Source organism: Psychrobacter pacificensis (assembly GCF_900101915.1).
Lineage (GTDB): Bacteria > Pseudomonadota > Gammaproteobacteria > Pseudomonadales > Moraxellaceae > Psychrobacter > Psychrobacter pacificensis.
Genome location: NZ_FNAL01000003.1, coordinates 1 through 14,192, shown reverse-complemented (window position 1 = coordinate 14,192; position 14,192 = coordinate 1). Strand labels below are relative to the sequence as shown.

Here is a 14,192-nt window from a genome sequence, read left to right as displayed (position 1 = left end):
ACAATGCCGTAAAATCTATCTTGTCATAACAAACTATCTTGTCATAACAAACTATGGCGTGATAAAAATCAATGCCAAACGAATGGTGTTGTAGTCAATGCTTTGCTTGAGATGATCGAATATCGGACGCAGTTTGATACTGCCATCATCATTGAAGTCGTTTGGGTTATTGGCAACTTTGATGGCGACATAAGCGTTGCCAACCGCTGTCATGATCTCATCCTCTGGACGCAGATGATCGCAGGCAAGGCTTGGATCTTGTGATTTTAGCTCGCCGATGTGGCGCATGATGGTGGACTGTGATAGTTGACGCGCTTGTGAAATTTCCGCAATAGTCAAGCTCTCTTCTAATAGCACTCTGGTTGCAAGCAAAGTGCTCTCTGATTTGTCAGAGACTTGATTGCCTAATTTCTGTTTTTTATCGATTTGCGCTTGTTGCTGTTCGCGGCGCTTTTTTTGCAGCGCGGCATAGGCGTCAATCACGGATTGACTGAGCGTACCACCTGACTTTAAAACAAACTTCTCATGCGCCTGCTGCATACTTTCTTCATCCAGCATCGCATAGTTGGCATCAGCCTCTTCAGACAGGACCAAAAACCGCTTGTCTGCGCCGCGTGCCAGTGGATCAAGTTGCAAGCTCATGTCATTCATACCCAGTAGCTGCAATCCTGCCAGCGATTTGAGACGTGATAAGGCCACATAACCTTGTCCCAACTCAAAGGTACGCGATAAATCAATCTCAGCGGCATCGAGGGTCATGCCTTGCGACTTATGAATGGTGATCGCCCATGCCAGACACAGTGGCACTTGTAAGTAACTTGCCAGCACCTCACCCGTCTCATCTTCGATGATCCACTCCTCAGGCTCAGCGATGACTTCTCGTCCTGAATTAAGCCGCACGACAGGCATTTTCTGGGTCGTTGGTTTCTTCGACTTTGGCTTTTCTTTGTCTTTTTTAGCAGCGGACTTCTTAGCTTTTGCCGTTTTTTCGCCAGCAGCTTCCTCATCAATGTCATCGCTGCTATCGTATTCGATTAACGCGTCACTACTTTCCTTATCCTCTATTTTGACCGCAGCAAAACCAATCAGCTCACCCATCGTCCCGTTGGACACCCCAAGCTCGGCATTGTTTTTGATAAACATGACCTTGGCGCCCACCTTGAGAACCAACTCGTCTTGAGTACGTACGGTCTTTTTTAAGGTTTCAACCAGCTTACTATCGCCCGTGGTAGTGGCTTCAAAACGCATCATCTCACCGTCTAACAGTGCCAGCTCCTTGTCATTAATCTTATTGACATTGAGATTGTGCGTGTACAGGCGAGTACGCTTGATATCGACGCTTTGATCGTAAGTATTCTCTAAAGCGGCAATCGCCTCAAAGGTCACTTCCTGACGACGGATTTGGTTGAGAATATCATCTAAGTCTAAACCGCCATTTGCCGCTTCGCTAACCTGTCGATGCTGCTCTGACAGATAGCAAATATGAAATTTGGCATCGAGCCACGCCTCAGACATAAAGGCGAACTTTTCACGATTGCTCTCGCCTTTACTACCTATTGGTGGCAACTGAAAAAAATCTCCTGCGACCACGACTTGGATGCCGCCAAAGGCTTTGTCGTTTTTGCGAATATACTTGAGCACTTGATTGACCAAATTGAGCTGCTTGGCATGTAGCATCGATATCTCATCGATGACCAGTACTGCCGTATCTTTTAATCTGTCTGCCAAAAACTGCTTACGAGATAAATTGGTCAAATCACGATCAGACAGCTCATCTTTGATACCAATACCCGACCAACTATGAATCGTCGTGCCGTTCATGTGGGTGGCAGCGATACCGGTACTGGCTGTGACTGCAACCGGTACACGGCGAGCGCGCAGATAATCAATGTATTGATTGAGGGTATAAGTCTTACCTGAACCTGCTGAGCCAGTCAAAAAGACGTTTTGACCTGTTTTTAGAATATCAAGAGCAGAAGATTGACGCATAGACCCAAACCAACCAATATTATGAAAAGAAATAGTATAAAAAAGAAAGCCGCTCTGGTTAATTAATTGACCAGAGCAAGCCAAAGTAGATGCTCACAATTATAACAGCTGCATCCGCTTTGCGAACCACTTTAACCGTCCTATATCGTATAACTGAAAGTTTTGTGATACAAATTATATCATTATAAAAAGTCATTATCGTTCTGTACAAAAGTTCAGTACGATAGAATAATAAATTGGTTAGGAAGATCAAGGATTTATTTTTCAATGGCTATCTCTAAATAGTCATATTTTAAATAACCAACATACACACCAAGGAGTGGTTAATGTTATACGCTTATCCCAACACTGAAAACAGTCCGGTCCAATTCCGCGAAAAATACGATAACTTTATTAATGGTGAGTGGACCCCTCCTATCGATGGAGAGTATTTTGATAACACAAGCCCCATCGATGGTAAAACTATTTGCCAAGTCGCCCGCTCAAAAGAAGCCGATATTGAAAAAGCCCTAGACGCGGCGCATGCTGCCAAAGATGCTTGGGGCAAGACCAGTGTTACTGAACGTGCCAACTTGTTACTCAAAATTGCTGACAGCATGGAAGCCAATCTAGAAGCGATTGCGATTGCCGAATGTTACGAAAACGGCAAGCCTGTTCGTGAGACACTCGCAGCCGACATCCCTCTAGCCATTGATCACTTCCGTTATTTTGCCAGCGCCATTCGCGCACAAGAAGGCGGTATCAGTCAGATTGACGAAAACACTGTGGCTTATCATTTTCATGAGCCACTTGGTGTCGTCGGTCAAATCATTCCTTGGAACTTTCCTATCCTAATGGCCGTATGGAAGCTAGCACCTGCCCTTGCTGCTGGTAACTGTATCGTTCTAAAGCCAGCCGAACAAACGCCAGTTTCTATTCTGTTTATGTTAGAGACCATCGGCATCGCTGATATCTTGCCAAAAGGCGTGCTAAACGTCGTCAATGGCTTTGGTGTCGAAGCGGGTAAACCACTTGCCTCAAATCCTCGTATCAATAAAGTTGCCTTTACAGGTGAGACTACCACTGGCCGCCTCATTATGCAGTACGCGAGCGAAAACATCATTCCAGTGACGTTAGAGCTTGGTGGCAAAAGCCCTAACATCTTCTTTGCCGATGTTATGGATGAGGACGATGACTTCTTGGACAAAGCTGTCGAAGGTCTAGTGATGTTTGCACTGAACCAAGGTGAAATCTGCACCTGTCCATCGCGGGCACTCGTTCATGAGAGCATCTATGATGAGTTCATCAAACGCTGTATCGCCCGTGTCGAAGCCATCAAGATGGGTAACCCATTAGATACCGACACCATGATTGGCGCGCAAGCCAGCTCAGATCAATTAGAGAAAATTTTATCTTATCTTGATATCGGTAAAAAAGAAGGCGCAAAAGTGCTCGTCGGCGGAGAGCAAGCTAAGCACGATGGCGACTTGACAGACGGTTACTACGTCAAACCAACTATCTTTGAAGGCACCAACGATATGCGCGTGTTCCAAGAAGAGATCTTTGGACCTGTCCTTGCCGTGACTACTTTTAAAGACGATGACGAAGCAATGCAGATTGCCAATGACACCTTGTATGGTTTAGGCGCGGGCGTATGGACGCGTAGTGTACACAAAGCTTACCGCTTCGGACGTGGTATTCAAGCTGGACGCGTATGGACCAACTGCTATCACATCTACCCTGCGCATTCTGCATTCGGCGGTTACAAACAATCTGGTATCGGACGTGAAAACCATTTAATGATGCTCGACCATTATCAGCAAACCAAAAACATGCTGGTGTCGTACAGCCCTAAAAAAATGGGCTTCTTCTAAACCATCATTTCTAATTATGGAGCGGGTTATCACAAGTGTTACATAGCCCGCTCGCTACAACGATCTAAATAAAAAAACTGAAACGAATTTTTATATCCTCTAATGCGCTTAGGCGCACAGCAGGAAAAATTTGTAGCAGTCTTGCGTTCAAAATACGGTGTTTGCATATTTTGAATGCAATATCGCAACAACTTTTTATATCAACATTTATCAATCACCCATAAAAGAGAACTTATCATGACTAACAAAATGAAAGCCGCTGTATTACATGAGTTCGGTCAAGACTTAAAAATCGAAGAAGTCGACATTCCAACCGTAGGTGCTGGTCAGATTTTAGTAAAAATGGAGGCCTCAGGCGTCTGTCATACTGATTTACATGCGGTTGAGGGGGACTGGCCTGTTAAGCCAAACCCGCCATTTATCCCAGGCCATGAAGGTGTTGGCGTGATCACGGCGGTCGGTGACAACGTCCATCACGTCAAAGAAGGCGACCGAGTCGGTGTGCCCTGGCTATACTCTGCTTGTGGTCACTGTACGCATTGCTTGGGTGGCTGGGAAACCTTATGTAAAAAGCAAGAAAACTCTGGTTACTCAGTGAACGGTAGCTTTGCAGAATACGTCCTTGCAGAGGCCAACTATGTTGGCATTATTCCTGAGAGTGTCGACTCCATCGAGATTGCCCCTGTTTTATGTGCAGGCGTCACGGTATATAAAGGTCTTAAAATGACCGACACCAAGCCAGGCGACTGGGTTGTTATTTCAGGTATCGGCGGCCTTGGTCACATGGCTGTACAATATGCCATTGCCATGGGGCTCAATGTTGCTGCTGTTGATATTGATGACGAAAAACTTGAGTTCGCGAAAAAGCTGGGGGCAACAGTGACGGTAAATGCCAAAAATACAGACCCAGGCGAGTTGCTACAAGAAAAAATCGGTGGCGCTCATGGCGTGTTAGTCACTGCAGTATCATCAAAAGCTTTTGATCAAGCCTTAACCATGTTACGTCGCGGTGGTACTTTAGTATGTAACGGGCTCCCCACTGGCGACTTCCCGGTGTCAATCTTTGATACTGTACTCAATGGTATCACCATACGCGGCTCTATCGTTGGCACACGTCTTGACTTACAAGAGTCGCTAGATATGGCAGCGGCTGGCAAAGTCAAAGCGACCGTCAAAGCTGAGCCGTTAGAGAACATCAATGATATTTTTGAGCGGATGCGTAATGGCAAAATCGAAGGTCGTATCGTCATCGACTATAATCAATAACGGATAGTAAAATGACAGTGTTATAAGCTTATTACATAGTTATTCCAACTGTCAATTATCAGCCGAAGGTCGTATCTTTTTAGTCATATGCCAGTTGTGATGTGTCTGAAGATGATGCGACCTTTTTGATTTGACTGTGGCATACTGATACTAGAGAGCAATTATATAAACCATGGATGGGCCATAAGAAGGAGTACGATATGAAACTGGCAGCAACAGAGTCGTGTAAGGCGTTGATTGAGCTACTAAAGTCCAAGCATGGAAAGCTGATGTTTCATCAGTCAGGTGGCTGCTGTGATGGTAGCTCGCCGATGTGCTATCCATTAGGAGAGTTTAAGGTAGGCGGTCAGGATGTGCTGGTTGGTGAGCTTGTTGGCTGTCCATTTTATATGGGACGCGCACAATACAATCTATGGCAGCATACCGATTTGACCATTGATGTCGTCAATGGTCGCGGTGCGAGTTTTTCGTTAGAAATCCCTGAAGGCAAACGCTTTATCGTACGCTCAGAAATCTGTACGATATAAGGACGTTTGACGCAAAACTAGGTAGCATTAATCTTAAATAATGTACCCCATATGACAGTCTTAGCTTGTCCTATGATATTGGGGAAAAACTGGCTGATTTAATAAAAACAAATCATAGCAGCACCTAATAACCACAGCATCTAATAGCTACCGCACCAAATAGTCAGCAGCTGCTCAATAATCCACTGATTTTTAAAAATCATTGTCATTTATACGCTTGTCTATCATCACAACAATAAAAATATTTGTATCCGAAAAGTAACTAATTTATTAATATACATGTATACTAATAACTTTTTATTATGAATTTTACTGTCGAAATTCGTAAAAGTTACCTTTTTTGGTTGTATTAGCTCTCTAAAATAATAGAAATCGTCTTTTTTATTAAATTATTTCAAAGATTTCTTGCATTATCGCTATTTATGAGAGTATATTCAAACGACTCATTTATAACGATATGTTCTACATTATATAAATTAAATCTTTCTCAACTTTATATATGTATCTTTTTGTAAATAATATATCTTCAAAATAAATATACCAAAAGCAGTTGAAAGTTTGCTAATTCCTCAGACAGGCATAGCAATTTATAAGCAACTACCTATCATTACATGCGACGTAATAATGCAAAAATCACTCTTTAAACTTACGCTGTTGGCCACGCTTATCTTGGGTGTAAGCGCCTGTAGTGGCGACAATAAAACCACTGACGAGTCTGCTGCCAGCTCAGATGCAAAAGCCGCTAAAACCCTACTTTATTGTTCAGAAGGCAGCCCAGCTGGTTTCGATCCCGCACAGTACACCGCCGGCACCGATTTTGATGCGAGTGCTTATCCTATCTATAACGGTTTGGTACAGTTTAAAAGAGATGGGACTGAAATTCAGCCAGGACTCGCTGAAAGCTGGGATATTAGCGAAGATGGTAAGACCTATACCTTTAATCTTCGAAAAGGCGTCAAGTTCGGTAAAACCGATTATTTCACACCAAGTCGCGATTTCAACGCAGACGATCTGATTTTTACATTAAAACGTCTCACCAACCCAGACTTTGAATTTAACAAAGCTTACCCTGCAGAATTCCCCTATTCAGTTGGCATGGGATTACCTGATATCATCTCAAATATCGAAAAGGTCGACGACTATACTGTCAAAGTCACGCTTAACGAAGTCAATGCCCCATTTTTACAAAACCTAGCGATGCCATTTGCTTATATCAACTCTGCTGAATATGCAGATCAGTTGATGGCCTCTGGTAATGAGCCTGATATCAATAACAAACCTGTTGGTACTGGGCCTTTCGTCTTTACGTCCTATCAAAAAGACGCGCAAATCCGTTATACCAAAAACCCAGACTATTGGGACAAAGACAACATCTACATCGACAACCTTGTGTTTGTTATTACTAAAGATTCAGCTGTTCGCGCCCAAAAGGTACAAGCGGGTGAATGTCATGTGTCCGCTTATCCAAAGCCTGCCGAAATTGAATCGGTCAAAAAATCTGGTAAAGCCACCGTTCTTGATCAACCAGGTTTCAACGTCGGTTATGTGGGCTACAACGTTGAAAAGCCAAAGCTAAGTGATCTTAAAGTACGTCAAGCATTGGATATGGCGATCAATAAAGACGCGATCATCAATGCTGTCTATCAAAGCGAAGGTCTCAAGGCAACCAACCCAATGCCGCCTACGCAGTGGGGTTATGACGACTCTTTAAAAGATGCACCTTATGATGTTGAAAAAGCAAAAGCGCTGATTAAAGAAGCTGGCGCGGACAATATGAACATCGACTTATGGTACATGCCTGTTCAACGTCCATATAACCCTAATGCCAAACTCATGGCTGAAATGCTCCAAGCAGATTGGGCAAAGATTGGCGTCAATGCCAAACTGGTTACTTATGAGTGGGGCGAATACCTAAAACGCGCGGCAAAAGGCGAGCCTGATGTGATCTTGGCAGGTTGGACGGGTGATAATGGTGATCCGGATAACTGGTTGGGCTCATTACTGTCTTGTGACGCGGTCGGTGGTAATAACTACTCACGTTGGTGTAATAAAGACTTTGATAATTTAGTCATGAAAGGACGTCAGGTCACCAATCAAGATGAGCGTGTGGATGACTATGTACAAGCTCAGCAGATCTTCAAAGAGCAGCTTCCTTGGACGACTATGGCGCATTCGGTAGTCACCGTGTTCACTGCACCAAACGTTGTGGATTTCAAAATCAGTCCACTTGGTGCTGTACGCTTCGATGGCGTGAACGTTGAATAGCCTTAGCTAATTACGTCCGGTACGACATGCACTATTATTTGATTTGTATTCGGCTGGCTCAGAATCTCTGTTCCAGCCGTATTTATATGAGTTGATTGCTTTTTGACTCACATACTTTTCATTTGAACACCTTTCACTTGAGTACTTTTGATTTAAGTGCTTGGTCATTTAAGGCATGGTCACGGACGACCTCATTCATTGCTACTACTCCACTCATTGAATCACAACTATTGAGCAGCCCATGCTACTTTATATTCTGCGCCGTATCGCCATTCTTATTCCTGTCTATCTTGGCCTCACGCTATCGACTTTTACTCTGATCCGTCTCGTACCAGGCGATGCAGTCGAGATCATGATGGGTGAGCGTATGGTGGATCCAGAGCTACATGCTCGTGCCCTAGAAAGACTGGGATTAGACAAACCCCTTATCGTTCAATACTGGGATTACTTGACGGGTATATTGACGGGTGACTTTGGTCAATCCTTTCGTACTCGCTCTCCTGTGTTACAAGACTTTTTTGCGCACTTCGTTCCAACGTTAGAGTTGGCGCTATGTGCGATTGTCATTGCTAGTGTGATTGGTGTGAGCTTGGGTATCTTTGCCGCGCTACGCCGTGGTACTTGGATTGACTATACTCTGATGTCAGGGGCGCTGGCAGGATACTCGATGCCGATCTACTTACTAGGCCCTATTCTGACAGGTATATTCGCTCACTATCTTGGCCTTTTACCCGTTGCTGGTGTGATCTCTGTCGCACAGTTCTTGGATGTCCATCCCCTGTACGGCTCATGGTTGCTTGGCTCTCTCACCTCAGGGGAACCAGGCGCTTTTTGGAATGTGGTCAAACACTTTATCTTGCCATCAATCGCACTATCGACCATTCCACTCGCGATGATCGCGCGGATGACACGCTCTGCGATGCTGGAAGTTTTGGATGAAGACTATGTGCGTACGGCTCGCGCCAAGGGCTTATCGCCACGCCGCGTGATCATGGTACACGTGATGCGTAACGCGCTAATCACTGTCGTCACTGTGGTTGGCTTACAAATGGCAACCTTGCTTGCAGGCGCGATTATTACCGAGACTATCTTTAGCTGGCCAGGTGTTGGTAATTGGCTTCTCGATGGCTTTTTTACTCGTGATTACCCCATTGTGCAAAACGGTATTTTGTTGGTCGCCACTGCCTTGATTTTGGTCAGTTTATTTATTGATATTTTGTATGGTCTGATCAACCCGCGTATTCGACATACCTCTTAATGTTGCAATGTCACACAATGTCACATTGATAAATACTTATATTATAAATAGTGATGATTGGCGCTGAAGTGATGTTTTAGCAATGCTTAGTACTTTTTTATGGACAAAATTCTAAAAAATGTCACTGCGCTAGCCACTATAGGAACTGCTCATGAAGCCTTCTGTTCTCCCCTCTGATGTCAATCTGATGGCTGCCACACCGCCATCGTCTTGGCAACTATTTTTATCGACCTTTTGCCGAAACAAGGGCGCGGTGTTGGGTTTTATTATTCTCATGCTAATGGTTATTGTTGCCATACTCGCGCCCGCAATTGCCCCCCATGACCCTTACGAGTTGTTTACGGGCCAAGAGCAATTGCCGCCAGCCTTTTTAAGTGGTGGTGATGCGATGTTTTGGCTAGGCACGGATGATGCTGGACGAGATACCTTGTCTCGGGTGATGTATGGCGCGCGTTACTCTTTATTTATCGGTCTGAGCGCGACAACCCTTGCGATGCTAGTCGGTATTTCACTAGGACTTAGTGCCGCATTTTGGCCCAAAGTTTGGGGCAAAGCGGTCATGTTGGTCAATGATATTTTGATGTCATACCCAAGCTTACTACTAGCGATCATCATTGCCGCTATCTTAGGGCCATCTATGACCAATACGATTATTACGATTGCACTGGTCTGTACGCCGCCTTTTATTCGTCTGACTCGCGCCACCGCGATGGTGGAGTTGCAACGTGAGTACTTTATCGCTTCGCAGGTGATGGGTGCTGGTGTGCTGCGTTTATTATTTATCACGATTCTACCCAACTGCATGGCACCGCTCATCGTACAAGCAACGATGATTTTTTCCTCTGCTATTTTAGAAGCGGGTGCGATTGGTTTCTTAGGCTTTGGGGTACAGCCACCTGATGCTGAATGGGGCGCGATGCTCGGTACGGCTCGTCAATACATTCAAAGTAACGTTTGGCTCGCTATTTGGCCAGGTGTCGCTATCTTCTTGGCTGCATTGTCGATTAACTTGACGGGTGATGGCCTGCGTGACGCGCTCGATCCCAAATTAAAGCAGGTGACCTAAGATGACTGATACTTTAATTAAAACGCCTACCGCTCATACTTCTATGAATGGTGCATCAACAACAGACGCGCCGCTGTTATTGGACATCGAAAATCTGTCGGTCACTTTTGGTCAAGGAAAGCGTGCCTTTCGTGCTGTCGATGATGTGTCTTTAAAAATCACACAAGGTGAAGTCATCGCTGTCGTTGGTGAATCCGGCTCAGGTAAGTCGGTCACTATGATGGCGCTAATGGGACTATTGCCGCCGTCTGCCACCGTCCGTGCCAAGCGAGTGATGTTTGATAATAAAGATATGATCAGTATGCCTGCCAAAGAAAAACGCGGCATCATTGGCAAAGACATCTCCATGATCTTTCAAAACGCGATGTCTTGCCTCAATCCAAGCTTTACCGTTGAGATGCAGTTAGGTGAAGTGCTGCGTAAGCATTTGGGCTTACGCGGTGCAGCAGTACAGGCACGCATATTAGAGCTGTTAGAGTTGGTCGAAATGCCTGACGCCAAAAACCGACTCAAAGTGTATCCACATCAGCTCTCAGGCGGTATGAGCCAGCGCGTTATGATTGCGATGGCGCTTGCGTGTGAACCAAAACTGCTCATCGCAGACGAGCCAACGACCGCACTTGATGTCACCGTACAAGCGCAGATCATGGATTTGCTCGGTCGATTGCAACGCGAAAAACAGATGGCAATGGTACTGATTACCCATGATTTGGGCCTTGTTGCACAAAACTCGCGTGATGTCGCGGTCATGTATGCTGGACAAGTGGTTGAAACCAGTACCGTGCCAGAGGTTTTTCAACATCCTGCACATCCTTACACAGAGGCGCTTTTACAAGCCATTCCTGAGCTGGCTATCGGACAAGATCGATTGAACAGCTTGCCTGGGGTCGTACCAAGCCAATATGATCGCCCAAGCGGTTGCTTATTGTCTCCTCGCTGCCCATACAAAGAGCCTGCTTGTGACGTGCCGCCGCCTATTTTGGACACACCAAATGGCAAAGTGCGCTGCATTCATGCCGATCCTACTGCTCGCACCCCCATCTCTCACGCTGCTATTTTGGAGTCACAAATATGAATAATAAAGTGGTTTTAAAAGCAGACAATTTACACAAGCATTACCCAGTATCGCAAGGATTGGGTAAACCAAAAGCGCACGTCAAAGCCTTGAACGGTATCTCATTCGAGCTTGAAGCAGGTAAGACACTGGCAGTCGTCGGTGAATCCGGCTGCGGCAAATCTACCCTTGCCCGCCAGCTGACACTCATCGAGCAGCCGACGCAGGGCGAGCTTTTTATCAACGACGAAGCCACCACTGGCTATAGTAGAAAGGCGCTCAAAGACTTACGTACCGAAATTCAAATGGTCTTCCAAAACCCTTATGGTAGCTTGAATCCGCGTCATACTATCGCCTACCAACTGACAGAGCCTTTGGATATTCATACCAACCTGTCTAAAGAAGAAAAGCGTGACAAAATCAATGAGATGATGAGAAATGTCGGCCTACGTCCTGAACATGCTGGGCGTTTTCCACATATGTTTTCAGGGGGTCAGCGCCAGCGGATTGCCCTCGCCCGTGCGATGATGCTCAATCCTAAAATCGTCGTCGCTGATGAGCCGACCTCTGCACTTGATGTGTCGATTCAAGCGCAAGTCTTAAATCTGTTTATGGATTTGCAGGATGAGTATCGTACTGCCTACGTCTTTATCTCGCACAACTTGTCAGTCGTACGTCATGTCGCTGACGACGTGATGGTGATGTATTTAGGTCAAGCCGTCGAGCACGGGCCCAAAGAAGCCATTTATAATGCGCCAAAGCATCCTTATACCATCGCATTACTGGCGGCTGCACCCACAGTAAATGGCCAAAAGAAAGATTTGACGCTACAAGGTGAGCTACCAAGCCCGCTTAATCCGCCAAGCGGGTGTGCTCTACATAAACGCTGCCCATATGCGACCTCGCAGTGCAGCGAAATTGAGCCACAACTGCGCGAATGGGATGGTCGATTGGTGGCTTGTCTGCGCTTGGAAGAGATATACGGGTAATGTGACTAGTAGTTAATCAATATTTACTACGCCGCGGCATTTAGGAAATTGGATACAACCAAAAAAGGTCTGACCTTGATTCTGGCCTTTTTTTGCTACTCTCTTAATCATCTCGCCGTTGCATCTTGGGCAGGTTGGCGCTTGATCGATATTAGCGTCATGAGCTGTTGCTTTAAGTATCTCAGGTTTATTCACTTTTGGCTCAGATTCTACAATCTCAAATGGCGTCAGAAACACTTTATTGGCCATGTCATGCGGTTTGATTATTTGCTGAGCATTTAGACTATCAATTGGTGGTGCGGTAGATTCAATCTCAGTTTGACCAGACCATCGATGCACTTCTCTACTCTTTAGGATAGTTCTATCAACGGTTTCTTTTATTATAGACTTAGGTGTGGGGTTATCAATATTCTTACTTGGGTTGCTATGCTTGTCTTTTAGATAGGCTTTATGCTGCCGATTGGCACGCCATGAATTGCTAAATTTATTGCTCTCGATCTGCTCGACGATAGATGTGACCTCATCTTCAGTGAGTAGCTTATCTTGTTTTTTCTTTACATACGACACCATACCACTGGTCAATACATGTTCGGGTAGCTCATCGTGGGTTTTTAACTCGCACTCACCGATAAAAGCAATCATCGAATGGAAGTAGCTCAGCTCCAACCCTAATAAATCTGCGAGCGTCTTAATGTGCAAGTAGTTCTGGCGCAATGGATTTTGGAATTTGAATTTACTTCCATTTTGGAAAACTTGTGTCCACTGCTTTTGCTTCTCGCTACCGTATATCCAACCTTTATAGTTTTTGGTTTTAATCACAAAGATGCCGTATACAGAAACGATGACGTGATCGATTTGTGTACTGCCGCCATTGGCTAATGGCAAAGTGACATTGTTTAGCCGATGATAAACGTCTTTTTCAAGCTTGAGCCACATGGCGACGTTGATGACGGTTTCACCGAGGAAACCTTTAAAGGTGGATTTTAGGGACATAGTTTTTTACTCTAATTTTTATTTTGTGCTATACCCATAAGAGCTGTACTACAAATTTTCTGTAGATTCTCAATAAACAATTCCGTATCCAAAAAATAATTCGGATATGCTTTCTCTATATCTTTTACATTACTCATTGATATTAGAACGATATCAACTTTAGGTTCATCACGTAGTGTAATTTCTCTCCTTTGATAATGGCTTTCAGCCATATCTTTCATCTCTTTATTAAAACCTGTAATATTCACTTGGGGATTTTCGTCTCTAAGGTTTAGTTCAACTAAAAAATATTCACAGTCTCCAGTAACTTTATTATTGGTTCCGATATACTGAGATGAGATTGCTACTCCTTGTAACTTCTGGAAGATATTCAATTTTTCTTCTAATATTTTTAATTCTTTAGCAAGCTCTATGACCGAAAAACCCCTTAACTCTTCCGAAACTGGCTGTTTCTCATAATGCGCGAATAAGGCGCTACATAATTTGAAAAAATCTTTAAACTCAGTGTCGCCCTCTCCTGTTTTAAATGATGATTTCTCAATAAGACCAAGTGTTTCAACTGCGGTTGCCCAAGAATGCTGTAACTTAGTTCTAATTTGAAGCTCTGAACCGCCCCGGTATTGTCGGAGACTTAACATTCTGAGAGAATACGACAATGAAAAGACAAACCTACACTCCTGAGATTAAAGAACGCGCCGTCCGTATGCTGATCGAAGCAGCAAACGACTATCCCTCCACATGGGCAGCCATTCAAGCCATTGCCCCTAAGATTGGCTGCACGCCTGAAACCCTGCGCTCATGGCACAAGAAGCATATAGATCAAACTATCCCTGCATCGGTACAAGCTCAAAGCCAAGAGCAACGTATTAAAGATCTTGAACGTGAGAACAAAGAACTCAAACAGGCCAATGAGATCATACGTAAGGCAGCCG

12 protein-coding genes are annotated in these 14,192 nt (G+C 44.7%); 9 read left to right on the top strand and 3 right to left on the bottom strand.

Annotated elements, in window-relative coordinates:
* Window positions 1–51: 51 nt before the first annotated feature.
* Complete coding sequence (locus tag BLR43_RS02480; protein ID WP_093068501.1) at window positions 52–1,989, bottom strand: AAA family ATPase; 1,938 nt, start codon at window positions 1,987–1,989, stop codon at window positions 52–54.
* 326 nt (window positions 1,990–2,315) lie between these two features.
* On the opposite strand from BLR43_RS02480, the gene exaC reads away from it, so the two are divergent.
* The 8 genes from exaC to BLR43_RS02440 all read left to right on the top strand — a co-directional run bounded on the left by exaC (window position 2,316) and on the right by BLR43_RS02440 (window position 12,267).
* A complete protein-coding gene (gene exaC, locus BLR43_RS02475; RefSeq protein WP_093068497.1) occupies window positions 2,316–3,842 on the top strand; it encodes an acetaldehyde dehydrogenase ExaC in 1,527 nt (508 codons plus the stop codon).
* 237 nt (window positions 3,843–4,079) lie between these two features.
* Window positions 4,080–5,108 (top strand): alcohol dehydrogenase AdhP, encoded by a 1,029-nt coding sequence (gene adhP / locus BLR43_RS02470; RefSeq protein WP_093068494.1) that lies wholly within the window; start codon window positions 4,080–4,082, stop codon window positions 5,106–5,108.
* A 200-nt stretch (window positions 5,109–5,308) separates the two neighbouring features.
* Complete coding sequence (locus tag BLR43_RS02465; RefSeq protein ID WP_058023776.1) at window positions 5,309–5,635, top strand: DUF779 domain-containing protein; 327 nt, start codon at window positions 5,309–5,311, stop codon at window positions 5,633–5,635.
* A 624-nt stretch (window positions 5,636–6,259) separates the two neighbouring features.
* Window positions 6,260–7,900: an ABC transporter substrate-binding protein gene (locus BLR43_RS02460; RefSeq protein ID WP_093068491.1), complete on the top strand. Its 1,641-nt coding sequence runs from the start codon at window positions 6,260–6,262 to the stop codon at window positions 7,898–7,900.
* A 241-nt stretch (window positions 7,901–8,141) separates the two neighbouring features.
* Window positions 8,142–9,158, top strand: coding sequence for an ABC transporter permease (locus BLR43_RS02455; RefSeq protein ID WP_058023778.1), 1,017 nt, complete (start codon window positions 8,142–8,144; stop codon window positions 9,156–9,158).
* A 151-nt stretch (window positions 9,159–9,309) separates the two neighbouring features.
* Window positions 9,310–10,224 (top strand): ABC transporter permease, encoded by a 915-nt coding sequence (locus BLR43_RS02450; RefSeq protein ID WP_058023779.1) that lies wholly within the window; start codon window positions 9,310–9,312, stop codon window positions 10,222–10,224.
* A 1-nt stretch (window position 10,225) separates the two neighbouring features.
* Complete coding sequence (locus tag BLR43_RS02445; protein WP_093068487.1) at window positions 10,226–11,299, top strand: ABC transporter ATP-binding protein; 1,074 nt, start codon at window positions 10,226–10,228, stop codon at window positions 11,297–11,299.
* Complete coding sequence (locus BLR43_RS02440) at window positions 11,296–12,267, top strand: peptide ABC transporter ATP-binding protein (protein WP_093068484.1); 972 nt, start codon at window positions 11,296–11,298, stop codon at window positions 12,265–12,267. The genes BLR43_RS02445 and BLR43_RS02440 overlap by 4 nt, the downstream gene beginning before the upstream one ends.
* Before the next feature lie 12 nt (window positions 12,268–12,279).
* Here the strand turns inward: BLR43_RS02440 and BLR43_RS02435 are convergent, their stop codons facing one another.
* Both BLR43_RS02435 and BLR43_RS02430 read right to left on the bottom strand, forming a co-directional pair.
* Window positions 12,280–13,260: an NERD domain-containing protein gene (locus BLR43_RS02435; protein ID WP_093068480.1), complete on the bottom strand. Its 981-nt coding sequence runs from the start codon at window positions 13,258–13,260 to the stop codon at window positions 12,280–12,282.
* 11 nt (window positions 13,261–13,271) lie between these two features.
* Entirely contained in the window at window positions 13,272–13,898 is a 627-nt protein-coding gene (locus BLR43_RS02430; protein ID WP_093068476.1) for a hypothetical protein, read from the bottom strand.
* Between the two features lie 17 nt (window positions 13,899–13,915).
* Between BLR43_RS02430 and BLR43_RS02425 the strand changes: the two genes are divergently transcribed.
* A partial coding sequence (locus BLR43_RS02425) for a transposase (protein WP_143007404.1) occupies window positions 13,916–14,192 on the top strand: 277 nt, incomplete at its 3' end.